The organism is [Bacillus] enclensis (assembly GCF_001456935.1).
GTDB classification, from domain to species: Bacteria; Bacillota; Bacilli; order Bacillales; family Bacillaceae_B; genus Rossellomorea; species Rossellomorea enclensis.
In genome coordinates this window covers 135,999-162,693 of the sequence record NZ_KQ758485.1, presented here as the reverse complement: position 1 = coordinate 162,693, position 26,695 = coordinate 135,999, and the positions used below count along the sequence as shown (strand labels likewise).

Annotated in this window: 18 protein-coding genes; 12 read left to right on the top strand and 6 right to left on the bottom strand. The window is 48.2% G+C overall.

The window, feature by feature from the left end; genetic code table 11:
- The 4 genes from AS034_RS15855 to AS034_RS15840 all read left to right on the top strand — a co-directional run bounded on the left by AS034_RS15855 (position 1) and on the right by AS034_RS15840 (position 4,819).
- The gene (locus AS034_RS15855; protein WP_058299270.1) at positions 1–984 is read left to right on the top strand and encodes an alpha-ketoacid dehydrogenase subunit beta; all 984 of its coding nucleotides are present in this window, start codon (positions 1–3) and stop codon (positions 982–984) included.
- A gap of 13 nt (positions 985–997) precedes the next feature.
- Positions 998–2,341 carry a dihydrolipoamide acetyltransferase family protein gene (locus tag AS034_RS15850; RefSeq protein WP_058299269.1) on the top strand — a complete coding sequence of 448 codons (1,344 nt, stop codon included), beginning with the start codon at positions 998–1,000 and terminating at the stop codon, positions 2,339–2,341.
- A gap of 13 nt (positions 2,342–2,354) precedes the next feature.
- A complete protein-coding gene (lpdA, locus tag AS034_RS15845; protein ID WP_058299268.1) occupies positions 2,355–3,737 on the top strand; it encodes a dihydrolipoyl dehydrogenase in 1,383 nt (460 codons plus the stop codon).
- A gap of 128 nt (positions 3,738–3,865) precedes the next feature.
- Positions 3,866–4,819, top strand: coding sequence for a sugar-binding transcriptional regulator (locus AS034_RS15840; protein WP_058299267.1), 954 nt, complete (start codon positions 3,866–3,868; stop codon positions 4,817–4,819).
- A gap of 50 nt (positions 4,820–4,869) precedes the next feature.
- Here the strand turns inward: AS034_RS15840 and AS034_RS15835 are convergent, their stop codons facing one another.
- The 3 genes from AS034_RS15835 to AS034_RS15825 are packed head-to-tail and all read right to left on the bottom strand — an operon-like array spanning position 4,870 to position 7,011.
- Positions 4,870–6,198, bottom strand: a complete 1,329-nt coding sequence (locus AS034_RS15835; RefSeq protein ID WP_082641716.1) for a PTS galactitol transporter subunit IIC — start codon at positions 6,196–6,198, stop codon at positions 4,870–4,872.
- A 19-nt stretch (positions 6,199–6,217) separates the two neighbouring features.
- Positions 6,218–6,502: a PTS sugar transporter subunit IIB gene (locus AS034_RS15830; RefSeq protein WP_032086813.1), complete on the bottom strand. Its 285-nt coding sequence runs from the start codon at positions 6,500–6,502 to the stop codon at positions 6,218–6,220.
- Positions 6,503–6,531: 29 nt separating this feature from the next.
- The gene (locus AS034_RS15825; RefSeq protein ID WP_058299265.1) at positions 6,532–7,011 is read right to left on the bottom strand and encodes a PTS sugar transporter subunit IIA; all 480 of its coding nucleotides are present in this window, start codon (positions 7,009–7,011) and stop codon (positions 6,532–6,534) included.
- Positions 7,012–7,221: 210 nt separating this feature from the next.
- Here AS034_RS15825 and manA point away from each other — a divergent pair, with 210 nt between their 5' ends.
- On the top strand, positions 7,222–8,169 hold the full coding sequence (manA, locus tag AS034_RS15820) for a mannose-6-phosphate isomerase, class I (protein ID WP_058299264.1): 948 nt from the start codon (positions 7,222–7,224) through the stop codon (positions 8,167–8,169).
- 524 nt (positions 8,170–8,693) lie between these two features.
- Here manA and AS034_RS15815 read toward each other — a convergent pair.
- Positions 8,694–9,437: a MurR/RpiR family transcriptional regulator gene (locus AS034_RS15815; RefSeq protein WP_058299263.1), complete on the bottom strand. Its 744-nt coding sequence runs from the start codon at positions 9,435–9,437 to the stop codon at positions 8,694–8,696.
- 191 nt (positions 9,438–9,628) lie between these two features.
- Here AS034_RS15815 and AS034_RS15810 point away from each other — a divergent pair, with 191 nt between their 5' ends.
- The 7 genes from AS034_RS15810 (at position 9,629) to AS034_RS15780 (ending at position 22,820) form a co-directional block, all read left to right on the top strand.
- Positions 9,629–11,584 carry a fructose-specific PTS transporter subunit EIIC gene (locus AS034_RS15810; protein ID WP_058299262.1) on the top strand — a complete coding sequence of 652 codons (1,956 nt, stop codon included), beginning with the start codon at positions 9,629–9,631 and terminating at the stop codon, positions 11,582–11,584.
- 144 nt (positions 11,585–11,728) lie between these two features.
- Positions 11,729–14,368: a glycoside hydrolase family 38 N-terminal domain-containing protein gene (locus AS034_RS15805; protein WP_058299261.1), complete on the top strand. Its 2,640-nt coding sequence runs from the start codon at positions 11,729–11,731 to the stop codon at positions 14,366–14,368.
- A 674-nt stretch (positions 14,369–15,042) separates the two neighbouring features.
- Positions 15,043–16,731, top strand: a complete 1,689-nt coding sequence (locus tag AS034_RS15800) for an alpha-amylase family glycosyl hydrolase (protein WP_058299260.1) — start codon at positions 15,043–15,045, stop codon at positions 16,729–16,731.
- Positions 16,732–16,833: 102 nt separating this feature from the next.
- Positions 16,834–17,958, top strand: coding sequence for a glycerate kinase family protein (locus AS034_RS15795; RefSeq protein ID WP_058299259.1), 1,125 nt, complete (start codon positions 16,834–16,836; stop codon positions 17,956–17,958).
- Positions 17,959–18,122: 164 nt separating this feature from the next.
- Positions 18,123–18,320 carry a hypothetical protein gene (locus AS034_RS15790; protein ID WP_058299258.1) on the top strand — a complete coding sequence of 66 codons (198 nt, stop codon included), beginning with the start codon at positions 18,123–18,125 and terminating at the stop codon, positions 18,318–18,320.
- A 69-nt stretch (positions 18,321–18,389) separates the two neighbouring features.
- The gene (locus AS034_RS15785) at positions 18,390–20,378 is read left to right on the top strand and encodes a BglG family transcription antiterminator (protein ID WP_058299257.1); all 1,989 of its coding nucleotides are present in this window, start codon (positions 18,390–18,392) and stop codon (positions 20,376–20,378) included.
- Between the two features lie 480 nt (positions 20,379–20,858).
- Entirely contained in the window at positions 20,859–22,820 is a 1,962-nt protein-coding gene (locus tag AS034_RS15780) for a PTS fructose transporter subunit IIABC (protein WP_032086805.1), read from the top strand.
- Positions 22,821–22,896: 76 nt separating this feature from the next.
- Here the strand turns inward: AS034_RS15780 and AS034_RS15775 are convergent, their stop codons facing one another.
- Together AS034_RS15775 and AS034_RS15770 are read right to left on the bottom strand one after the other, a co-directional pair.
- On the bottom strand, positions 22,897–24,078 hold the full coding sequence (locus tag AS034_RS15775) for a cyclically-permuted mutarotase family protein (RefSeq protein WP_205629793.1): 1,182 nt from the start codon (positions 24,076–24,078) through the stop codon (positions 22,897–22,899).
- 112 nt (positions 24,079–24,190) lie between these two features.
- The gene (locus tag AS034_RS15770) at positions 24,191–26,569 is read right to left on the bottom strand and encodes a sialidase family protein (RefSeq protein WP_244888191.1); all 2,379 of its coding nucleotides are present in this window, start codon (positions 26,567–26,569) and stop codon (positions 24,191–24,193) included.
- Between the last annotated feature and the right edge of the window lie 126 nt (positions 26,570–26,695).

The window sequence follows — 26,695 nt, the reverse complement described above, 5'->3', positions numbered from 1 at the left end:
ATGAGAGAGATTACCTATTTAGAAGCAGTACGGGAAGCGATGAGCCAGGAGATGCGGCGGAATGAGGATGTATTTATTTTAGGAGAAGACATAGGGGTCTATGGAGGAGCCTTTGGCGTGACACGCGGCATGATTGAGGAGTTTGGGACAGAGAGAGTCAGGAATACCCCGATCTCTGAAGCGGCGATTTCAGGGACGGCCGTCGGAGCGGCTTTGACCGGGATGAGACCGATCCTTGAACTGCAATTCTCAGATTTCATCACGATTGCCATGGACAATATGGTGAACCAGGCAGCGAAGATCCGGTATATGTACGGAGGTAAAGGAAGGGTGCCGATGGTGCTGCGTACCCCGGCGGGATCAGGAACCGGTGCAGCGGCCCAGCATTCCCAGAGCCTTGAAGCATGGATGACCCATATTCCGGGTTTGAAGGTTGTTCAGCCATCGACTGCCTATGACGCAAAGGGATTGTTAAAGGCTGCGATCGATGACGACAACCCGGTCATCTTTTATGAGCATAAATTATGCTATAAAACAAAAGGGGATGTACCGGAAGAACAATACAGCATCCCTTTAGGGAAAGCCGATGTAAAGCGTGAAGGGACAGATGTGACGATTGTGGCTACGGCCATTATGGTCCATAAAGCGCTTGAAGCAGCTGACACACTCTCAAAAGAAGGGATTTCTGCAGAAATCATCGATCCGCGTACACTTGTGCCGCTGGACGAAGAAACCATTGTCGGGTCGGTGCGGAAGACAGGGCGGGTCGTGGTTGTTCATGAAGCGGTGAAAAGAGGAGGATTTGGCGGGGAAATTGCCGGTATGATTGCTGAAAGTGAAGCCTTTGATTACCTTGATGCCCCGATCAAACGCTTAGGCGGAAAACCGGTGCCGATCCCTTATAATCCGGAGCTTGAAAAAGCAGCGATTCCGCAAGTTGACGATATCATCCAGGCAGTGAAAGAAACATTAAACCGTGTGTAAGGAGGGATAGTGAATGGCGAAGGAAGTCTTTATGCCAAAGCTCAGCTCGACGATGGAAGCCGGAACACTTCTTCAATGGTTCAAGGAAGAGGGGGATTCGGTTGAGGTCGGCGATCCTTTATTTGAAATCATGACCGACAAGATTAACATCGAGGTCGAAGCATATGAAGAAGGAACTCTGTTAAAGCGTTATTTTAAAGAAGATGATGAAGTTCCCGTAAATCACGTGATCGGTTATATAGGTGAAAAAGGAGAAGAAGTGGCAGATGAGCCGCCTGGTGAATCCGGAGGGGAAGGTTCGGGAGTGAATCAGTCAGAAGCTGCTGCTGCCAGTGAGCCATCAGCTCAACTGAACGAAGAGTCAGAGATTCATAAGAGCGATAAAGTACGGGCAACCCCTGCGGCAAGAAGGGCTGCAAAGGAAGAAGGCGTAGTTCTTCAGGAAGTGACAGGTTCCGGACCCAAGGGACGTGTCCATGAAGCGGATGTGAAGGGATTCTCTCAATCTGGTAAAACCTCTCGGCCATCCATTACCCCTCTTGCCAGAAAAGTGGCTGAAGCAGAAGGCGTTGAACCCGGGGATGTTCAAGGAACAGGTCCTAATGGAAAAGTGTATCGCAGAGATGTAGAGAGCAGCCTTCGAGGTTCAGGAGAGAATTCAGGACCAGCTGCAGCCCGGGTGAAGATGGAAGGGATCCGTAAAATCGTTGCCAAACGGATGGTCGAAAGCAAAACGACGGCCCCGCATGTAACGCTCACGAGCGAAGTGGATATGACTGAAGCCATAAAGATGCGAGAGCAGCTGTTGGGGAGTATCGAGAAGAAAACGGGCTTCCGCCTCTCCTATACAGAAATCATCATGAAAGCTGCTGCTCATGCCTTAAAGGAGCATCCTGGTGTAAATGCATCCCTGGACGGGGAGTATATCGTCTACCATGATGAAGTGAATGTAGGGTTAGCCGTGGCTGTTGAAAACGGCCTGCTTGTTCCTGTGGTGAAGAATGCCGATGGAAAAGGATTGGCTGCACTGACGGAGAATTGCAAAACGCTTGGCAAAGCGGCGCGGGAGAACAAGCTGAAGCCTGACGAAATGAAGGGTGGCACGTTTACGATAAGTAATTTAGGCATGTATGCCGTCGATGCCTTCACACCTGTCATCAACCAGCCGGAGTCCGCGATTTTGGGAGTGGGCAGAATTCAAGAAAAGCCGGTGGGAGTGAACGGTCAAATTGCCCTCCGTCCGATGATGAGTGTCAGTTTGTCATTCGATCACCGCGTCATAGACGGGGCACCTGCTGCAGCGTTCCTTACTGACTTGAAATCCATTCTCGAACAGCCATTTGAACTTTTAGTCTAAGGAGTCGATATCAGTGAAAAAGTATGACATTGTCGTCATTGGAGGAGGACCTGGCGGTTATGTGGCAGCAATCAGGGCTGCTCAGTACGGGAAGAAAGTGGGGTTGGTTGAAGCGCGCGATCTGGGCGGAACCTGTCTGAACAGAGGGTGCATACCTTCTAAGACCCTGCTTCGTCACTCCGAGGTCATCGAAAGTATAGAAAAAGCGAAAAGCTGGGGGATCGAAACAGGCCCCGTCACGTTATCCTTAACGAAAATGCTCGAGCGAAAAGATCAAGTTATTCAAAAACTCCGTAACGGGATTTCTTTTTTATTAAAGAAAGGAAAGATTGATGTACTTAACGGGTACGGAGAGGTCATGCAGGATGGCAGTATCATCGTGAGGGCGGGGGAACAGGAAGAAACGATTACGGCAGGGAAAATCATTCTTGCCACCGGCTCAAGCCCCGTTATACCGGCTATTCCCGGATTGGACCAGGCCTCTTATTATACAAGTGATACCATTTTTGAAATAGAAAGGATTCCAGAGTCGATTGTCATCGTAGGCGGAGGGATCATCGGTGTCGAGTTTGCCTGCATCTTCTCGGGCCTGAAGGTACCCGTGACGATTGTGGAAATGGGGGATAGGATTGTGCCCGGTGAGGATAAGGATGCCGCAAGGGCTCTCGCGCAGTCTCTTAGAAAGAAGGGTGTCACCGTCATGACAAATTCGAAAGTGCAGGAGGTTGTGACGAGTGGGGGCAAACAGTCTGTCAAAGTAGAATCAGAGAGTGGGAAGGTAGAGATGGTAGAGGGTGAAGCCCTATTATTATCTGTTGGCCGGAATCCGAATACGTCAGCCTTCTCCCAATTAAAACTGGAAATGAACGGACCTTTCGTAAAAGTGGACCGGAAAATGCGGACCAGTCATCCCTCTGTCTATGCAGTGGGGGATGTAGTCGGAGGCTGGCAGCTGGCACACGTCGCCAGTGCGGAAGGGTTGATCGCGGCGGCAAATGCTTCCGGTGAAAAAGGAGAAGTGGATTATAAGGTTGTGCCCCGCTGTGTTTATACAAGCCCTGAAATCGCCAGTGTCGGCATCACTGAGGAAGAGGCTGAAAAACAGGGGCTCTCCTATAAAGTAACGAGAGTCGATCATTCAAGTAATGGAAAGGCCCTTGCTTCAGATGAAAAAGAAGGTTTTGTGAAGCTGATTGCTGACACGAAGTATGGGGAGATACTCGGGGTCACGATGGTCGGTCCTCATGTTACGGAAATGATTACAGAACCTGCAGCTTTTATGCATTTAGAAGGAACAGTGGAAGAGATGGCTTCAATGATCCATCCCCATCCGACCGTATCGGAGACTCTTTACGAAGCGGCTGCTTCCTGGCTGGGGAAAGGAATTCATCAGTAAGGTGACAGGCTCAAATGAAAAGCATTTGGGTCTTTTGCTTATTTTAAATTGTGTGAGTACATAATGATGTAATGCGTTAACATTGATATAATGAAAGAGGATTTTATTTTGTGTGAGTAGGTGTAAAGATGGTTAATTGGGAAGAGCGGAGATTGATTGTCAAAGTGGCGAACCTCTACTACTTTGAAGGATGGACACAGGCCCAGATCGCCAAGAAAATCGGCGTGTCCCGTCCGGTCATTTCAAAGCTTCTGAATAAAGCGAGAGAACAGGGAATTGTTGAAATTTATATAAAAGATGAGAATGCCCATACAGTCGAGCTTGAACAAAAATTGGAGAAGAAGTACGGATTAAAAGAGGTGATTGTCACCCCGACTGCCGGTTTGACAAGTGAGATGGTCAAGCGTTCCATAGGAAAAGCAGCATCCTCGTACGTATCGAAGCATATCGAAGGCATTCAATCCCTCGGGATTTCGTGGGGGAGTACGCTGTCAAACTTCGTTCAGGAATATCCATATGAGCAGAATCGCGGTCTTAAGATCGTTCCGCTGGTAGGGGGGATGGGCCGTGAGCTTGTCGAAATCCACTCCAATCTCCTTGCCTACCAGCTGGCGCAGAAAATGAACAGTTCTTGTTCTTACTTATACGCACCTGCCATGGTAGACTCGAATGAGTTAAAAGAAAGGCTCATCCAGTCCGAAGACATCGCCTCGGTACTCGAAGAAGGCCGGAATGTCCAGATGGCCGTGGTCGGGATCGGGAACCCCTTCAAAAATTCAACGATGACAACACTGAATTACTTGAAGGAGGAAGCTTTGGTGTCATTGAAGAAAGCAGGGGCTGTAGGAGATATCAGTTCCCGTTTCTACGATGCATTAGGAAAGCAGATTGACCATGAACTGAATGAACTGGTCATCGGATTGGATTTGGAAGACTTGAAGAACATACCGGAAGTTGTCGGAGTGGTTGAAGGTTGTCACAAAGTAGACAGTATTGAAGCGGCTTTGAAGGGTGAATATTTAGACGTTCTGGTCATTGACGATTCAACGGCCCATGCGCTGCTGACGGGGACAATCAATTGAAATGAAAGAACGGCAATAGGGAAACTCCTTCTTGCCGTTCTTTATTGGTTCTATTTTGTCAGCGTACGCTGTCTTTTTTGATGAAAATAAGCAATGACCAGCGAAATGACCCCAATGGCGATTAATCCGGCATAGCCAAGTTTAGCTCCCCATATAAAGATGGCAGTCGTAGGGACGGCCCCGTCCACGAGGGAAGAGATGGCTCTGGTGCCTTCAGGGAAATTGAAGTTTGCCGAGCGTGCCGCCTCCGTGAACAGCGGGGAAATGTAGGTCGCTAACAGTAGACCCAGTCCAAGCGCGATGGTACTGGCAAGGACTGTCCGGATCACATTTCCCCTGAAGATCGGCACCATCATACAGACGATGAACGGGATGGTGGCCAGATCGCCGAATGGAAGGACGTTGTTTCCCGGTACCAGTACGGCCAGCCCGAGGACGATTGGGATCAGGATCAAGGATGACGCAATCGCGGCAGGATGTCCGATGGCTAATGCAGAGTCCATTCCAATATAAACGTCCCGTCCCGGGATCTTCTTTTTAACAAAATCGCTGGCTGCTTCAGACACAGGTGAAAGACCTTCCATCAGGATGGCAACCATCCTTGGCAGAAGAAGCATGACGGCTGCCGTCGTAACTCCAAGGTTAAGAACGTCACTTACACCCCATCCTGCGAGTAACCCGATGATCACACCCAGGATAAGACCGATAACTGTCGACTCACCCAAGACACCCAGGCGTTTCTGGATACTTTCCGGATCTGCTTCCCAGCTTCGCAGCCCCGGGATTTTATCAAAAAGCTTGTTCAATGGGATGGCGATCAGATAGTAAGGGGAAGAAGTGCCGTGTGCAAACGTGATATTTTGATAGCCATAATAATCTTGTACGTGTTTCGCAGACAGATCGGCAAGCAGCAGCAGGACAATACAGTGGACGATCGACGTTACGATTCCCATTGTAAAGCTGCCGGTCATGATGCTTACCAGTGCTCCTGTAAACGCTATGTGCCATAAATTCCACAGGTCGATGTTTAATGTCCGTGTCAGGCCTACTAACAAGAGGACAAGGTTTACGGCCAATCCTATTGGAATTGCCAATGCCCCCACCGTCGACCCGAACGCAATTGCTGAAGTAGCGGGCCATCCGACATCGATGATGCTAAGGTCGACTCCGATCCTCGCGACCATATCCTGTGCGGCAGGTCCGAGGTTTTCCATCAATAAACCAATGATCAGGTTCACGCCGATGAATCCGATCCCCACAATGAGGCCTGCCCGGAAAGCGGACCCCGCTTTCATCCGGAGCAATAGACCGAATAGAAAAATTAAAATCGGAAGCAAAACGGAAGGACCTAAATCAACCACACTTTGCAACCATTCCATCATAACCCCTCCAATTCCATTATGTTAAAGCATTTTCAATTTCAGCGAATACTTCATCCTTCCCGACACCCGTCAAGATCGGTACCGCATTGATCACCCTCACCTGGGATGTGATGGAAGGGGGGACAATCGTAGTGGAAATGACGACATCGTACTGTGAAGCGATATTCAGCACGTCGGTGACCTTTGACTGCTTCAATTCTGCAGCGATTCCTTTCTCTTTTAAAAATTGCTGAAGCTTGCCCATAATCACGGTAGAGGTGGCCACCCCTGTACCGCATATGACCAGAACTTTTTTCTTCATAAAGTCATCCTCCTTTCTTCTCTTCTGTATTAAGGACGTTCAAGTGAAAGATGTTCGGTTAGCGCCTGGACTACTTCCTTTTTACTCTTTGCGCTTTTCAGTTGCCGGAGGGCTTCTGGTAACTGGAAAACCTCCATTAATTGCTGCAGGACCTGTATATGGCCGGATGGGTCTTGGATCGCAAGCAGGAGGACGACCTCGACTTGTACGATTTGATCGGTCGTCCCCATGACGGTGAACTCCGTCGGATTCTTGAGGATGCCGACCGCGATTCCGGTGCGGAGAACATGATGAGAATCGGTATGGGGAATAGCCACTCCATAAAGGCTGGTGGGAAGTCCTGTAGGGAAGTGTTCCTCACGATCGGCCACCGCTTGCGGGAAAGATTCCCTTACATAGCCTTTTTTCTGTAAGAGTTTAGAGAGTTCGCAGATTGCCTCTTTTTTCGATTCAGCTGCCAAATTAATGGCGACTAAATCTTCTTGGAGAATTGTCCAATTCGGGGGCAATTTTTTTCACCACCTTTAGGTATATTTATATATGTATACGTTGTGGTGGACAGGGATATTCGTTGGGGGAAAGCGAGATTCCATGATTTTGAGTCTGTTTTGTTAAATGGATCTCGAGCATTACCCCTTTTAAACTATGAAAGATAGTAGTACAATCATCAGTAATCAATTTTTACGTCCCTTTCGCGAGGGAGGATTCAGGAGGAAATTATGAGCCAACCACTATTTCTACAGCCCGTATTCCAGGAGCGAATCTGGGGAGGTACGGCGTTAAAGGATCAATTCAACTATGACATCCCGTCAGATAAAACCGGTGAGTGCTGGGCGATTTCGGGTCATCCAAATGGGCAAAGCACGGTTGTGAACGGAGAGTTTGCTGGAAAAACGATTGGTGAGCTATGGAATGAGCACCGTGAATTATTCGGCGGACACACATCGCCGGTATTTCCTTTACTGACGAAGATCCTCGATGCAAACGCGGATTTGTCTGTGCAGGTCCATCCGGATGATACATATGCGAAGGAACATGAGAACGGTGAGCTCGGAAAGACCGAGTGCTGGTATATCATTGACTGCGATGAGGATGCCGAGATGATTTTTGGCCACACGGCTGGGACGAAGGAAGAGTTTGTCAAGCTGATCGAAAAGGGCGAGTGGAATGATCTGCTCCGCCGTGTTCCAGTGAAGCCGGGAGATTTCTTCTATGTGCCGAGCGGGACGATACACGCGTTATGCAAGGGAACACTGGTTCTCGAGACACAGCAAAGCTCTGATACGACGTACCGAGTGTATGACTATGACCGCAGCGATGCTGAAGGGAACACGCGTGAACTTCATATTGAGAAGTCGATCGAAGTGACGACGATTCCCCACCGCAATGCGGACGTGCAGCCTTCTGTCGAGAAGCGCGACGGGGTTGAAGTGACGAAATTTGTGGAGGCGGAGTACTTTTCCGTTTATAAGTGGCAGGTTGATGGATATTCTTCGTTTGTGCAGGATCAGCCTTTCCAATTGGCGAGTGTGCTGGATGGAGAAGGGACGCTGAGGGTGCAAGGAGAATCGTATGCTTTGAAGAAAGGCGACCATTTTATTCTGCCGGCTGATGTTGAAACGTTTGAAGTTGAAGGGAATTTGGAATTGATTGTTTCGCATGTTTGATGTTTGGAGCGGTTGGATAAGAGAAGGGCGAAGCCTCCTGTGGAGGGGGCTTTGCTCTTTTTTGTTGTATTTAAATTTAAACAAACGTTTGATTAAATAGCTCAACCCTTGAAGCTGGAAAGAGTGAGCAGGTTAAACAAACGTTTGATTAGAGCGGGACAGTGGTCGGTACTGTACCTAATCCTGTAATGGAAATTCGACATGAAGGGCACAATTAATCATTTGAAGGGCGTAATTAGTTCGAAGAAAGGCGCAATTATTTTCTAAAGGGCCTATTAAATCGTCGGAGAGGCACAATCACGAAAGGGAAAGGCACAATTTTCTTTTAAGACCTCTTTTTTATTATAACCACGTCCCTAAATAGATGTTTCTAAGCTCAATCCTATCAAACAAACCGCAACAGTATGTGGATTCATGAATAAAATCGAGCAAAAACAAAGGGAGGGAACAGGTACCGTGTTTCACCGCTAAAAAAATGGGACAAGGTACCTGTCCCTCCGTCCCATCCTAAAGGCCTGTCCCCATCACTTCATCACCGTCTTCAAATAACACTCAAAAATTAAATCAATCAGCACGACGAGTGTGGAACGCGGTGTCAAATCATACCCTGCAAACTGCACTTTTTGCACGTCAGCACTGATGGAATTACGGGTAATCTTCGCCAGCGTGCTGTCCGCAGAGTTGGTGATGGCAAGGGAGTCTGCGTTCTTATAGCGGATTTTCTCGGCCGCACCGACGATCGTTTTCGTTTCGCCGCTGGATGAGATGAAGACGATCAGGTCATTCGGCTGCACCATATTCGGGAGCAGGTCGATGATATGCGATTCGTACACATACGAAGTCGGCTTGTTCACCTGCATGAACAACTTGCTGAAGTACTCCCCGACCATCTTGGTCAAACCGACCGACACGATCATCACCCGCCCGGCGCGTTCGATCTGCCCGCTGATCTTCTCAAGCTCTTCCACACGAAGCGACGACAGCGTCCGTCCCATGTCCTGGCTGTAGCGGTCGAGCATATTTTCGGCCGGCCCCACGTTTTCATCAATGCTTTTCAGGACAAACTTAAACTCAGAGAAGCCTTCAAGCCCGAGCTTCCGGCACATCCGCACAATCGTGGTCGTGCTCACACTGTTGCTCTCGGCCATTGCGGTCAGCGACTGATTTTTTGCCGTATCCAGATGTTCCTCGACGTAAAATAATACATGCTTTTCCGCATGCGTCAGTTCCCCGATGCTCGATGCGAACCGATCCAATACCTTCCCCATAAGAAATGCTCCTTTATAAAACCGTTCATTGTCATTACATTCATTATACCCAATCAGAAACATGACAAGGCTTTCATTCTGTACAATTATACTTTTTATGTACCGTTTCGACAAGATTCGCTATGTTATAACTAGATTGTAAGGGATTTCATAAATATCATTCATTTTTAAAATAGAGAGGTGAACCTCACATGGAACTAAGAAAAATGACAGATGAACAGCTTATCATGTTTGACGTCGATTCAACATCAAAACACGAGATCCTCGAGAAACTCGCCGGGGCACTCCATGAAAAAGACATACTTACTTCCAAGGAAGATTTTTTGAAAGCAGTTTTAGAGAGGGAACAGATTTCCCCGACCGGACTTGAAGCGGGGCTTGCGATCCCACATGGGAAAAGCCCTTCCGTCAAGAAAGCGGCGTTCGCCGTAGCAAGGCTCAAAAATGGAATCGATACGTGGGAAAGCATCGACCCGAATAACAAGGTCCAGCTCGTATTCCTGCTGGCGATCCCGGATGCAGAAGCTGGCTCGACCCACCTGAGCGTCCTGTCCGAACTGAGCACAAGGCTAATGGACAAGGCGTACATCGACAACCTAATGAACGCAGCGACACCGGCGGAATTCCTCGCAGCTCTCGACCGCAGGGAAACAGCGGTTGAAGAACCACAGGAATATACCAAAACGGTCCTGGCCATCACGGCATGTGCAGCGGGCATCGCCCACACATATATGTCCGCCGAGGCGCTTGAAAAAGCAGGCCGCGAAATGGGCATCCGCGTCATCACCGAGAAACAGGGTGCGAACGGGATTGAAGATGCCCACAAGGGAGCAATTTTAAAAGAAGCCGATGCTGTCGTATTCGCAACCGACATCGCGCCGAAGAATAAAGAGCGCTTCGCAGGCAAGCCGTACGTGCAGACACGTGTGGCAGAGCCATTGAAGAACGCAAAAGACATCCTGAACCGCGCATTGACGAACCCGGACGGAACTGTCGCGGGTGACGAAAACGAAGAAGACATGACAGCATCTTCCGGCAACAAGCAGGGTCTACTCGCCGAAATGACGCAGGCCGTCATGACGGGTATCTCGTACATGATCCCGGTCCTCGTTGCGGCAGGACTCATGATGGGGATCGCGAAACTGGCAGCGATGCCGTTCGGTCTCGTCGATCAAATCCATGACATCAAATATGCGACCCATTCGAACGAACTGTTCGTCATCCTGCATCACCTCGATAAATTCGGGGGCATGATCTTCAAGTTCATGTATCCGATCTTCGGTGCATTCGTCGCGTATTCCATCGCCGACCGCGTCGGACTCGTTTCGGGTTTCATCGGAGGGGTGTTCGCAGCAGGACTTCACTACACATTCTGGGGAGTGGAAGGCGGTATCCCGTCAGGTTTCCTGGGAGCATTGATCCTTGGTCTCACGGCCGGTTATGTTTCGAAATTTTTAAATGAAAAAATCAAGCTCAACAAAAACCTGATCGCCATGAAGCCGATGCTGATTATCCCGGCGATCTCGGTTCTGACCATATTCTTCTTGAATTTCTATATCGTCGATCCTGTCTTCGGAGGATTGAATGCATTACTGAGTGATTGGATCACAGCTGCACAGGGTGCCGGCAACGTCGTACTGGCAAGCATCATCGCCGCCGCGACTGCCTTTGACCTTGGCGGACCGATCAACAAAGCAGCAGGAGCCATCGCAATCGGCCTGGCTGCAGACCAGATTTATCCGCTGACAGCACGCGTACTGGCCATCGTCATCCCGCCGATTGGGCTTGGCCTGGCAACGGTCATCGACAAATACGTCGTCGGCCGCCGCGTATTCGACGCCAACCTGCGCGTCGCAGGAAACACATCACTGCTGCTTGGCTTCATCGCCATCAGTGAAGGGGCGATTCCATTCATGCTCCGCAACCCGCTGATCACGATCCCGATCAATATCATCGGTGCGATCCTCGGCTCAGTGACCGCAGTACTTCTAGGTGCCGTCCAATGGTATCCGCTTCCGGCTGTATGGGGATGGCCGCTCGTGGATAATCTCTGGGCATACCTGATCGGACTTGTCGTAGGTGCAGGCTTCATCGCCTTTGCGAACATCTTTATCCGATTTGCTATTTTGAAAAAAAATGAACGATGACAGGGGCTGCGCGGGGAATTGGCCGGACTTCCGGTCCGACCGCCGCGTATGGCCATTGTCACGAATATAACTGCAAAAACATAAAAGGGGGCCCGGGTCGAGTTTTTGACCTGGACTCCTTTATCTATTATTGGAGGGAACATCATGAAGAAACGTGTCTACGTCGTACCGCACTCCCACTGGGATCGCGAATGGTATTTTACAATAGAAGATTCAAACGTCCTGCTCGCGGAAAACCTCGATCATCTTTTGGACGTCCTTGAAAAAGATGAAGACTACACAGGCTACGTGTTCGACGCGCAGGCAAGTGTCGTCGAGGAATATCTGAAGGCCCGCCCGGAAAACCGTGACCGTCTGAAGCAGCTGGTGGAGGCAAAGCGGATTTTCATTGGGCCGTGGTACACCCAGACCGACTCGCTATTGGTGAATAAAGAATCGATCATCCGTAACCTGTTGTACGGAACAAAAATTTCCGGCAGCTTCGGCCACAGCATGAACTGCGGCTACCTCCCGGATATTTTCGGTCAGAACCAGTACCTGCCTTCAATTTTCAAAGGATTCGGCATCGACAACAGCGTGCTGCAGCGAGGGATCTATACGGATCAGCTGAAAGGCGACCTTAACTTCACATGGAAATCCCCTGACGGCGAAACCGTGGATGCAAACAACATTTACTTCGGCTACGGCCCGGGGAAATTCCTTGAAGCAACGGAAGAGTATAAGGAAGAGCGACTGCTCCCTATTTTGGAGAAACTGGCTGAAATGAATACGAGTACAGATAATCTGTTATTGCCTGCCGGCGGGGACCAGGTCCTTGTGCGCGAGCATTTTCCTGAAACAATCAAGAAACTGAACGAAGATTCTTCTGAGTACGAGTTTGTGCTGTCCGATTATGAAACGTTCATGAAGGAAACTTGGGAAGACGATGCCGGGTTTTCGAATGTAATCGAAGGCGAAATGACGGCTACCCAGAAGTCACGGATCCACAACACGATCCGCTCGCAGCGTTATGATATCAAGAAACTGAATTACGAAGTGGAACATAAAATCTTGAACGTGCTTGAACCGCTGGCGGTCATCGGCCAGTCACTCGGATTCCGCTACCCGCAGGCATGGCTCGACGGCATGTGGAAACAGCTATTCGATGTTCACGCCCACGACAGCATCGGCGGCTGCAACTCCGATGACACGAACCGCGACATCGTCCACCGCCTCGAGAAAGTGAACCGCATGGCGGACGGGCTTTTGAATATTTTAAAGAAGCAGATGACGGAAGCCGTCAGCCGGAAGCTTGGTCAGGATAATGTGTTTGTTTTCTTCAATACGAATGCTGACGTGTTTGCCGGTTCGGTTGAGGCTGTACTGTTTACGAAATCCAGTCATTTTAAGGTTTGCTGTCTGGATGGATCCGAGGTGTCCGTTGAAGCGGTCGACCAGGAATATATCAGCGGCGGGAAGAAAATCGTCGTAACCGCAGAAGGCGAGAAGCAGGTCGAGGTGCCGGGCTATTACCGTACGGTGGTGATGGCTGATGTGAAGGATGTTCCGGCACTTGGTTATCGCACGTTTGTGGTCGAGGAAGTGGAAGAAGGGTTGCGCAAGCTTTCGGAAGATGATGCGAAGACTTCGATTGAGAACGACCACGTGAAAGTGGAGTTTGTGGATGGGAATGTGACGCTGACTCAGAAGGAGACGGGTATCGAGATTCCTGGACTGCTGCGTTTTGAAAATGTAGCGGATGCCGGCGATTCTTATGACTTCTCACCGCTTGAGGGTGACGAACCGATATTGCTTGAACAAGGGGAATTGCTGTTTGTTGAGAATGGCGCATTGTCTGGGAAAATGATGATCAAACATGAAGCTCTCGTTCCTGCGAATCTCGAAGATCGCCAGGCCAAGATTAATTCCGAATCATTGGTCATCGTTACGACGCTCGAACTGCGTAAAGACGAGAAGGTCGTGCGAGTCCAGCATACAATTGACAACTCAGTCGAGGACCACCGCGTGAGGGTGCTTCTGAATACTGGAGTGGCCAATTCTGCATCGTCATTTGCCGATCAAGGCTTCGGTTTAATTGAACGTAGCGTTGAAAATCCTTATATGAAGGATTGGAAAGAGAACGGCTTCGCCGAAGCACCGGTTCCGATTTATTCGTTAGAGAACTTTGCAGGCGTATCCAAAGATGGCGTAACATTTGCAGCCATCACCCGCGGCATCAAGGAATACGAAGTCGTCGGCGGCTCATTGGCACTGACCCTGTTCAGAAGCGTCGGTCTTCTGGGAAGAGACGACCTGGCATGGCGCCCGGGCCGTGCATCCGGCATCAACAACAAAGTCGTATACACACCGGATGCACAAATGAAGCAGAAGATGGTGTTTGAATACGGGGTATACGTTGGATCTGAGGAGGCTGAGACGCTGTTCGGCGAAACCGATCACTTCGTCAGCCGCCATGTATCGTACCAGAAGCAGAGTTTGAACACATTTGAAGAACGCCTCGAGCGATTTGAAATCCCATATCCTGTGGCTGAACTAGATGATTCGGTGTCGTTGCTTCGTATCGTAGACAACCCTGCAATCGTGATGAGCAGCTGCAAACGTGCATACGACGATACTTCAGTAATTGTCCGGTTCTTCAATCCGACAGACGAGGTACAGACGTTTGAACTGGACAGCGTGTTTGACTCTATTGTCGTTGTTAATTTAGCCGAGGAAGTACTAGCTGGAGCCGGAAGTAAACTTGAGATTAAGCCTAAGGGACATTTGACGTTGAAGTTGTCTTAAAGTGAGCCAGGGGGACAGGTACAGTGGTCCAGATTGACATAAGGTGAGCCAAGGGGACAGGTACAGTGACCCAAAAACGAGCTATGGGATGAACAAGGTTTCAGGTAGTAGGATGCTGGACCTGTTCCAGCGTGTCTCACCCCTGCCAGATAAAGAATTTTCGACAATTGGCTCAATTACAGAGTGAAGTGGCGCAATTAATTTGAAAGTTGCGCAATTATCCGTAAAGAGGCGCAATTATTTCAGAACTGGAGCAATTATTCTGCAAAGTGGCTCAATCCAGTGGCCGAGACTGTGTCTCCTGCTGATTTTCACCCAATTCTTTAGAGTTAAAAAGCGGGTTTGACAAATTAATGTTTAAAATATGAGGTTATCCGTGCATCTCCAATGAGAAAAGCTGGATCCAGGGATGGCATCCTTAATAGGAGACACAGTCCCATCGACCGAAAAAAGAAAATCCGACATGAAGGGCACAAATAATAGTTTGAAGGGTGCAATTAGTCCGAGGAGAGGCACAAATAAATTTTTAACGGCCTAATAAATTGGTGAGAGGCCCAATTATCTGTTGGAAAGGCCTAATTGTCTTTAAAACCGCTTTTTGATGAAAACCAAGTCCCTAAATAAAGGGTTCCCACCCCAAGCCGATCCAACAAACTTCAAAAGAAGGTGAAACGATGACAAAAAACGAACTACTAACCAACATAGAAACCAGACTCAAAACCATTTACGGCAAAGAGTATAAAGAAGAGTATCTAACAAGCTTCAAGGAGCTGCTGGAAAAATGGAGCGGCCATTCCTTCGAAAAAACAGCTCCTGTTTCAGAAGAAAACGTCTACCTGATCACTTACGGCGACAGCATCTACGAAGAAGGAAAACCGACGCTTGAGTCGCTGCGCTCTTTTTTAAGCGAAAAAGTGAAGGGCACGGTCACAGATGTCCACCTGCTTCCGATGTTTCCGTTTACATCGGATGATGGTTTTTCAGTTGTTGATTATCGTCAGGTGGATTCAAACCTTGGTGACTGGACCAACATCGAGGATCTTTCTGAAGATTACCGCCTGATGTTCGATTTCGTGGCCAATCATATCTCGAAATCCAGCGAGTGGTTCCAAGGATATTTGAATGGTGATGAAAAGTACCAAAATTATTTTATCCCGAAAGATGACTCCTTCGATGCAAGTGAAGTCGTGCGTCCGCGGACGTCGCCGCTTCATCATGAGTACGAAGGGAAAGACGGCGTGAAAACGGCCTGGACTACGTTCAGTGAAGACCAGGTTGACGTCAATTTCCGCTATTTCCCGGTGCTCGTCGAGATGACGGACATCCTTTTGGAATACGTGAGCAAAGGCGGGACAAGCATCCGCCTCGATGCAATCGGATTTATCTGGAAGGAGTCTGGCACGACGTCGATCCACCTTCCGCAGGCGCATGAAATCATCAAGCTTTGGAGAGATGTTGTCGACTTTTTCAAGCCGAATACACAAATCATTACAGAGACCAATGTGCCCCATAAAGAAAACATCAGCTACTTTGGCGACGGCACCGAGGAAGCGAATATGGTGTATCAATTCTCGCTTCCTCCGCTCGTATTGCACTCGTTGACCACCCATGATGGTGCCAAGTTGACGGAATGGGCGAAGACAATTGATACTGTGTCGGATACGGCGACTTATTTTAATTTCCTTGCGAGTCATGACGGAATCGGCATGCGTCCGACGGAAGGCATCCTGACCGAGGATGAAAAGCAGATGCTTGTTGAAAAAGTGAAGGAAAACGGCGGCCGCGTGTCGTATAAAGCGAATAGTGACGGCAGTCAGTCCGTTTACGAACTGAATATCAATTATTCAAACGCGCTTGTGAATAAGGGCGAGGATACGACTGAGGAAATGGAAGTGGCAAAAATGCTCGCTGCCCATTCGATTCTTTTATCCTTTGTCGGTGTTCCGGCTATTTACTATCATTCTTTGCTTGGTTCCAAAAATTACGAAGCCGGGGTGGAAGAGTCGGGCATCAACCGCCGGATCAACCGCGAGAAGCTTGAACTCGGAACCATTCTGGAAGATCTGGATACAGACTCCCGCCGGAAAGGGATCTTCGGAGGACTGCAGAACATGATCGCAATCCGCCAAAAGGAATCTGCGTTTTCTCCCTATGCAGGGCAGGAAGTGCTGGAACTTGGTGATAATGTGTTCGGCTTGAAGCGTATGAATGATGACACGGGTGAAGAGGTTACATTTGTCGTAAACCTTGATTCCCGTAAAGGCGAAGTCGAACTTCCGGAAGAAGGAACCGACTTAATGAGCGGAAAAGAAATGAGCGGCAAGGTTGAATTGGAACCTTACCAGTTTGTGTGGATTAAATAAGGAAATGGGACGCGGGGACAGGTACACTGTCCCACCTGCCTATTTTCAAGACGGATTTTGGGACACGGTACCTGTCCCTCTGTCCCTTAGGAGTGTGTGAAGATGAAGTTTTTGATTGCGGCTGATTCGTTTAAGGATTCGCTTTCGGCGTTTGAGGTCGGAGCAGCGGCGCGGGAAGGAATCTTGGCTGCGTTGCCGGATGCTCAGGTTGAGAATTCCCCGATGGCGGACGGCGGGGAAGGGACGATTGAGGCATTGCTCGCCGGGATGGATGGTGAGGAAAGGGAAGTTTCAGTTCATGATCCGCTCATGAATATGATGAAAGCCCGCTATGCGGTACTGGATGAGGATACTGTTTTTATTGAAAGTGCACGGAGCAGCGGTCTTCCTCTTGTTCCTTTTAACCTGAGGAATCCAATGAAAACCAACACATACGGTCTGGGTGAGCAGATCAAGAATGCCGTCGAGAACGGCTACCGCACTATTGTCATTTCGCTTGGTGGAAGCGCCACGAATGACGGCGGGGTTGGGATGCTACAGGGACTTGGCTGGAAGTTTTATGATAATGATGGCAATCTCCTCGGTAATGAAGGAAACCCGTTACTGAAGGTGGCTTCATTCACGGATGAGGATCGTATCCCAGAGCTGGAACAGTGCTCTTTCACCATCGCCAGCGATGTCACCAACCCATTCTTCGGAAAAAACGGAGCAGCCCATATTTTCGCCAGGCAAAAAGGAGCGACGGACGGGGATATCGTTGAGTTGGATAGGGCCCTTCGGAATCTGGCCGTTCTTTTTAGAGACAAATATGGGATTGACCTCCAATCAGTCGAAGGCTCCGGTGCAGCCGGCGGCCTCGGCGGTGCTATCGTGGCCGGGTTGAAAGGCAAGCTTCAATCAGGTGTGGAAACCATCGCCGGACTGACCGGCCTGGAAGAAAAGGTCTCAGCAGCCGACGTGATCTTCACCGGGGAAGGCAGCCTAGACAGCCAGTCCCTCATGGGCAAGGTCCCTGTCGGGGTTGCGAAACTCGCAAAGAAGCATGGCAAGAAAGTGATCGGAATTGCCGGCCGTGTGGATACGGATTTGAAAGAAGTCAATCAGTATCTGGATGCGGTGTTCTCCATTCAGACCGAGTGCCGGATGCTTGAGGAGGCTCTATTAAAAGAGGTTTCCAGTGAGCAGGTACGGGTGACGGTGGAGCAGATTGTGAGATTGATCAAATAGAAGAGTGAGGGACAGGTATTGCGGCATTTAGCCACGGTACCTGTCTTTTTAGTAAAACGAACGGGAACCACGGTGCCTGTCCCCATGGTTTCTGTCCCTAATAATTGAATCGCCACCCCCACTTCTATATACTTTCCTTAAAAGAACTATTCGAGGTGAAAAGCATGACTGATGAACTAGCCTTAAAAAGATGGAAAGCATTAGAACCGGGGCTTAGAAAGAAGCTTGAATCGAATGTTTACTGTGGGAAATGCGGAGTGACGACAATCGTGGACTATGAAGTCGAGTACTCCAATTCCCAGTTCACATTAAAAGGCTCCTGTCAGAAATGTCATGGTTCGGTAGCAAGAGTGGTCGATTAGAGGGGACAAGGAGGGGAAGTGGACCACCGTTCCTGTCCCCAAGGTTCTGGCCAATCAGAAGGAAAAAAGATGTGGAAGTGGGTCGCGGTACCTGTCCCCGCGGCTCGTAAAGTAGGTGTAATCATGAACGATAGACAGCAGGAAATGGTGGGCATTCTTTTACGTCATTCGAATCGGTTTTTGCTTGTGAAGGACATTACTGAAGAATTGCATTGTTCTGAGAAGACGGTGAGGAATGATTTGAAAGTGATTGAAGCGGAGCTAAAGCGGTATTCTTCGGCGGCGCTGGTGAGGAAGCCGGGGCTGGGTGTCTGCCTTGAAGTGGATGAAAACGATAAAAGTTGGATTTATCGTGATTTTTATATAAGCGGTATAAAAGAAAACCGCATGGAAGAAGGGGACAGGCTGATCGAGATGGCCTTTGAACTGCTGATGAACCCCAGTGCCGTTACGGTTGGGGAACTTGCAGCTAAGTTTTATGTCAGCAAGTCTGTTATAAAAAAAGATCTGGACCTGCTTGGAAACTGGCTGGGTTCATTTGATCTGACTATGGAGACGAAACAGAGGATCGGACTGACGCTTGAGGGGACAGAAAGGGATAAGCGTTCGGCCTTGTCCCGCCTGCATGAGCTTGTGAACTCAAATATGCCAGGCAATGATTTTATTATAAATCAGTTCTCTCCTCATGAAGTCACTTCAATCACTGCCTGGATGAGGGATCTCCAAAAGAAATATGCTCTTTCTTTCACGGATGATTCCTTTGATCGGATTGTCATCCACACGCTTCTGATGTTGAAGCGGACCAAGCTCCAGCAGTTCATTGCGATGCCGGAGGAAGAGATTGCATTTTTAAAAAGGCATAAAGAATACCGCTGGGCCGTTGAGTTACTGAAGAGAATGGAGCAGGCTTTTTCCATCCGTTTTCCGGATTCGGAGCGGGCTTATCTGACGCTGCATTTCCTTGGCGGGAAATTTTTGCAGAGAAATAGTGTGGAGTCAAACGACAGTGACGAACTTCTTTCAAAGGTCATTACGGCCATGGTCACTTCTTTATCTCGAACGCATGAGGTTGATTTTAAAAAAGATGAAGAATTGTTGGAGGGACTGCGTGTTCATCTGCATTCCACCCTTAATCGGCTGAAGCACGGGCTGCCGGTTTCGAATGTGATGCTGCAGGAAATCAAGAAGATGTATCCCTATCTGTTTGATCAGATCCTTTTTGCAATCGATGAGATGAACCAAACACTGCCTCTGGAGATACCTGAAGAGGAAGCGGCTTATCTGACCCTGCATTTTCAGGCGTCATTGGAAAGGCTCAAGAATAAACATCTCGCCGTGAAAAAAGCGGTCATCGTCTGCCATATGGGAATCGGGATGTCACAACTGCTGAGGACGAAGGTGGAGCGAAAATTCCAGACGGTGCAGGTGGAAGACTGTATTGCGCATTCTGAATTGCAGGCCTTCTTGAAGCGGGACGAGGTTGATTTTATCATCAGCACAATCTCGCTGGAAGCTGTAGAGAAGCCTCATATTGTGGTGTCTCCCTTATTTGGTAAGGGAGATGAGGAACGACTTGCTGAAATGATCAGTCAGCTCGGGAAAACGCCGCGATCAAGCGAAAACTCAATGATATTAAGCTACACAGATCCATTCTTGGTATTCCCAAACCTTCAGGAAACAAATAAATATGAAATCATCAAAAAGCTCTCACTGGACCTTTTTAAAAAGGGTTATGTGGAAAAAGAGTACACGGAAAGCGCGATGATTAGGGAACGAATGGCGGCTACGACAGTGGGATCCGGGATTGCGATCCCGCACGGAAATCCCAAGTATATCAGGCAGTCCGTCATTGCCATCGCGACCCTGCCGGAACCGGTTGAATGGGGAGCGGAGAAAGCGTCACTAGTCTTCCTGCTGGCCGTCCGCGATGATAAGCAGGAAAAGGTGAAGCAGCTGTTTCGGGAGATTTCGCTGTTAAGTGAAGACCCGGACCGCATACAAGCTCTTTTAAAAGAGAAGGATCGGTTGCAGCTTCTATCAAAATTTAATGGATCTTAAAAAGATGGAGAGAAAAGTACTTTAGACTAAAACCCGAACTGATTTGCCTTAAAGCTAGCAAATTAGTTCGGATTTTTAGTATGAATGTACAGATATTTAGCACTTTCCAGCGGTTGATTGGAGTGCAAGACGGAGACTCCTGCGGGAAGAGTAGCATATGTGAGACTTGTCTAGCTACGGGGCTTAGAGGCACATGTCATAAGTCAAATCGGCCAAGAAGGCAAAGAACGCCTTCGTGGCCGATTCGCCTTATGCCAACCGCCTCTAAACAAAGCCCCTCCGCTTTTCTTCCCGCAGGCTTGCCGAGGAGGCTCACGGGCTACCCACGGAAAGCGAAGTCTTGCACGGAAATCAATAGCGGTGTAGAGAGCTATTTTATTTTTGCCATTTTACCGCAGCCTCCGGTAAAAGTTACTCCTTTTTAACTGATAATCAAGCGTTATAGTAAATGTAAGCGATTACGAAAAAGGAGAGACAGAGATGAAAATTTTAGCCATTACATCATGTCCAAACGGTATCGCCCACACTTATATGGCTGCTGAAAACCTTGAGAAAGCAGCAAAAGAGATGGGCGTCCAGTTAAAAGTCGAAACCCAGGGTTCGATCGGGGTGGAGAACGAATTTTCAAAGAAAGACATTGAAGAAGCGGACGGTATCATCATTGCCGCCGATAAAACAGTCAATAAAGACCGGTTCCACGGGAAGAAATTGCTCGTGGCCGGAGTACAGGACGGGATCCGCAAGCCCGAGCAGCTGATCAAGAAAGTGATGAGCGGCGATGTGCCTGTCCATCATTCGAGTTCTGCAGAAACGGCGGACAAGAGTGAGAAGAAGGAGAACCCGATCTACCGCCACTTGATGAACGGGGTTTCCTATATGGTTCCGTTCATCGTTGTCGGCGGATTGCTGATCGCCGTGGCGTTGACCCTTGGAGGCGAGAAGACGCCGGGCGGACTCGCCATTCCTGACGACTCGTTCTGGAAAAGCATCGAAGCGATCGGCGGGGCTTCCTTTACCTTCATGGTGCCTATCCTTGCCGGATTCATTGCCTACAGTATCGCGGACAGACCGGGGCTTGCACCTGGTGTAGTCGGCGGTTACATCGCAGCGAATGGAAGTTTTTACAATAGTGAAGCAGGGGCAGGATTCATCGGCGGGATCATCGCCGGTTTCCTTGCAGGTTATGTTGCCCTTTATATTAAGAAAATCAAGGTACCGAAGGCGCTCCAGCCGATCATGCCGATCATCATCATCCCGGTGCTCGCATCGCTGATCGTGGGACTCGCCTTTGTATTCCTGATCGGGGCTCCCGTAGCGGGCGTTTTCACCGTGCTGACGGACTGGCTCGCAGGTATGCAGGGGACAAGCTCCATTCTGCTCGCGCTCATCCTCGGAGCGATGATCTCCTTTGACATGGGCGGACCGGTCAACAAGGTAGCCTTCCTATTCGGTTCTGCCATGATTGGAGAAGGAAACTATGAAATCATGGGGCCGATCGCGGCTGCCATCTGTATCCCACCGATTGGTCTTGGACTAGCGACCTTCATCGGTAAAAAGAAATTCCAGGCCGCTGAACGAGAAACAGGAAAAGCATCGTTTACGATGGGGCTGTTCGGCATTACAGAGGGAGCGATCCCGTTTGCCGCCCAGGATCCTCTGCGAGTGATCCCAAGCATCATGGTCGGGTCGATGACAGGTTCCGTCATTGCCATGCTTGGCCATGTAGGGGACAGGGTCGCCCATGGGGGACCGATTGTCGCTGTTCTTGGAGCGGTCGATAATGTGCTGATGTTCTTTGTTGCTGTGATTGTTGGTTCGCTCGTTACTGCAGTAGTTGTGAATCTGTTGAAGAAAGATGTTAATGCTGAAGGATCTTTGGCTTTGGCTGGAGCAGGTAGTGCTGAAGAGAGTATGGAAAGTCAGGGGGTTCAACCTGAACCGGTTGAGGAAGAGATCGATAGGACAGTGACAGAAGTAAAGGAAATCAATCAACTGACAGACATTACAAACCTGGATCTGATCAACATTGATCTCGAAGGGTCGACACGAGATGATGTCATTGACGAAATGATCCAGCTGTTGAATCAGACCGGCAGTATCACGTCTGCCGCAGCATTCAAAGAAGCCATCCTGAATCGTGAAGCCGAAAGTACGACCGGAATCGGCATGAACATCGCCATTCCGCACGGCAAGTCGGATGCCGTTACAAAACCAAGCGTCGTCTTCGGAATCAAGAAAGCCGGAGTGGACTGGAACAGCCTCGACGGCTCCGATGCGAAACTGATTTTCATGATTGCCGTTCCTAAAGAAAGTGAAGGGAATGAGCATTTGAAGATTCTTCAGCTCTTGTCACGTCAGCTAATGGATGAAGAGTATCGTGAGAAGCTGTTAGAGGTTGGAAGCAAGGAAGAAGCTTATCGATTGTTGGAAGAAATTAAATAAACAACAAAAGGCCGTCCCTCGTTTAGAGAGGCGGCCTTTGTGCAGTAATTTGATGGCACGGTTAGTGCTTTGCTATCTAGTGCTGCAGCAGCGTTCCCGAATAGATGGCATTCGTCCTGACGCCAGGTTTGATTTCCCCATTGATTGAATAAATCGTTTTATTCATTAGAACCAAGCCTTCGCCACAAGGAGCATCGAATGGAATCTTTCCGATTGATCTCCATGAATCCTTTTTGGCATTGTAGATGAGGATTTCTTTATTCCAATTGAACTCTTGCGGGTCTGCATTGAAATATTGGGTTCTGAAAACGGCTAATTCTTCTCCTTGCAGGGTACCAAGTTTTTCTACGGCATCATCATAGACAGCCTTATTGAATCCGCCGATCACCAGCATTTCATGTTTGTTTAACGGAACCGAATTCGCCCCAAGCAATGAGATTTCCTTTCCGTCTGCTTCTACAGAGGCAGCTTTTGACCAGGAGTTTTTTTCGATATCATATTTGTATCCATCGGTATAAGCGGTTGAGCCTCCTCCGCTGAATATATAGAGATCTCCATTTAAAAGTTGTGCCACACTTTGGTTTCGGACACTTTCCCCTGGAATCGGTGCCAATTCTTTCGTTTTAGAGGTCTTCAGGTCATATTCATAAATCTTATTGCTGGCATTTCCATTTTGCTGACCGAGACCGATATATAATTTCCCGTTTTTCTCCACGGCGATTCCGTTACTGATCGTGAAGGGAAGGTCGCCGATTTTTTCCACTTTTAATTTTTTATCTTTATCAATCGTCAGGAAGAGGATATCGTCTGCATATTCTTCTTCTGGACTCCCGCCAATATAATAGACTCCTTTTTTGGTAGTGATCGAAGAACCATATCCGATTTCATGATCAAGGTTCGTGTGTTCTACCATCGATAATTGATTGTTTTCTTTTTTCAAGACGTAGATGTCGGAGTAGTGTTTTTTGGGGCCTCCATTTAAAACAGATTCATAGGGGAAGTTCGCACCGCCGCCAACGATTAAATAATCTTTGAACGATCCTGACAACACTCCTGCCGTACCGATATTTTCTTCAAATCCCTTTTGTGCTTCCAGCTCCCCTGCATGTTCCCAGGTAATTCGCTCGATCGAATTTGCATGCTGGACAGCACTTGCTGAGACTTTTCCACTTTCACTTTTGTTGGCGTTTGCATTCAAGCCCATGAACCCTCCGACAATAAATATTGACGCGATGGCGGCAATCTGAAATTTTTTCAAAATCAATTCCTCCTTTTTTTTCGTCTCCAGTGCTTCCAACTGAATCATGTTTGATAGTGTTTACTGCGGGAAGACCTGAAAAAACAGGTCCTCACCCGCAGCGTTGCTGCATTTATTTATCAGCTCTGATGATGACTTTTTCTGTGAAATCCGGCGAGCCTTCAAATAGTTCTCCGTACACATTATAGATGGAAAGATTGTCATCAAACTCAAACTTTGCTGTGTAGGCTTTTGGTTTCAGATCCGGGACGATTCCTTCGAAAACGAAATGGGAATCATCGATGCTCTCAACGAGGGTAAGCGGTATTTCCTTCCCGTCAATGGTTCCGGTTATCTCTTGCTCTCCCATTAATATGACAAAGTCATCAAACTCGACTTCTACTTGAATGCTCTCTCCCGGACGGTAAGGGACAGGTTTTTTAGCTTCCAGATTCAGTGATTTGACGGCTGGTTTTGGTGCCGGTTTATATCTCTCCCATTTCATGAAATCAAGATTGAATTTCATATAATCCATCACGGTATTGGCCGTCCCCTCATAAAACAGACCAATTTCCCCGTTCTGTAAGTTTGTGAGACTGGAATATCCATAGTGGCCTTCTTTTACCAGCTGGCTGTATTTCCAGTCAAATGAATACTTGGTCTCGCCATTTTCATGGGTTCCATCTTCTTCTATCAGTCCGACTTTAACGGTTCCATCGACTCTGCTGCTCGAATCACTTGCACTCGAGAAAATGATGGCTTCCTTGCCATCAACCTGTCCCTCATAACGGATAGCAGACATTTGACTGTATGGTGCAGTCAAAGCCTCTTCTGTAACAACTTCTGAATCCCATGTTTCGCCGCCGTCAAAGCTTGTTGCAATTTGCGCAAAGCCTGAATGATTCCTCATGAATAGCTTCAGCTGACCATTCGGCATTTCGACCACTTGCGACTCGGTGATTTCTTCTGAATAGCCAGTGAAATATCGTTCATTAATAATCTCTCCATCTACCACTCTTCCTTCATTCGGAGATTCGCCTCGGTTCCAGGTTTTTCCGTTATCGTCACTATAAATGACGGCGCTCGCCTGTCTGTTATATTCATTTAGGAAATATACCGGGAATACCAATCTACCGGCATTCCGTCCTTCTGTTAACTGAATGCCGTTTCCGGGACCTGTTCCCAAGAAGATCATCCATTCTTCTTTTACCTCATCATTCAAATCGATCGGACCTTCCCAGGTTTCTCCCTCATCATCGCTGTAATACAATTCAAGATAGGATGTTTTATAAGGCTTCAGGGGAGAAGTTTGACTGAAGTAATTGTCAATTTTATCGCCATCTACATATAAATTTCGATCCTCATCAACTGAATAACTGGTGGGATTACCCTGTTCATCATAGACGACGCCGTTTTCACGAATCGTATATTCATTGTTGTTTTCATCTTTCAAATACAAGTATTGCTGTCCATCTACACTCTTGAAACCGGTGCCTTTATAGGCGTTATTTCCAAAGCCGCCCATCAAGCCGGCCCCATGAGGGAACCCGTCAACGAGTGAAAAGATCCGGCCATTTGTTTGATCTTGCAAAAAGGACAAATCAATATTCGACGCTTGGTCAGGATAATCGTTGATCACGATCCCGTCCTCTTCCCATGTCAGTCCCTGGTCAAAGCTTCGGCGGATGACAGCATCAATATTGTTCGGTGAATCTCCTCCGTGCTCAACCCGGCGGTCAATTCCTGCGATAAGTGTTCCTTTCTGACTCTGAAGTAATGCAGGGATCCGGTAATTATTGGAGTCCATAAACCCCGGGTAAAAAACGGGGAAAGGCTCTGTGACGCTATCAGGCAATGTATTTTCTAATGACTTGGCTTTTGTTTCCCCTGTAACGGCTGTCAGAACTTCATTTGAAAGCGGCTCGTTGTATATCTTAGCGAAATCAATATTCCCGCTGAATGGATACTGATTGCCTGCTGCTCTTTCCGTCCTTCCCAGTTGAGAACTGTTTGGTGAATGAATATTACTTAGGAACTTTCGAGGTGATTGTTTATCCTGCTTGATTAACTCCCCATCTAAAAAGTACTTGTATCCTTCCTCCTTATCCATCACCATCGCGAGAGTGTGAACGGCATTTTCCTTAAGGTTCACTGGTGCACTCACGTGGACATTCGTCTTCGTTTCTCCTGCTTTCTGATAACGATTTTCACTTCCTATGGCAGAAGGCGAAATGTACAGATGAAAATGGCCGTCCGGGACTAGATTGTTACTTAAAGAAAAAAGGGACATTATTGATGAGCCCGTATACTGGAACCTTACAATAATGGTCCCTTCGTCGAGTGTTTTCAGCTTGTCGACCTGATCATTCAGGTCTGTGTAGTAACCATCTTTGATGATTTGGTTTTCAACAGATACAACCGGCTCAGGCATGTCTGCAGAAACGAAATGATCCGTACCGAAGGAGGAAAGCGTAAGAACCAAAGAAAATAGGACGATTAAAAGTTTTTTCACCAAGAATATTACTCCCTTCAAAAATGTTGTGTGATACCTTCTCCCAAAACTTCGTGTGTGAGCGCTTACAACTTTTCGCTGCTGATTCTCGTCATTTACACCTCCATCGTCGTGATTATTTGTTGT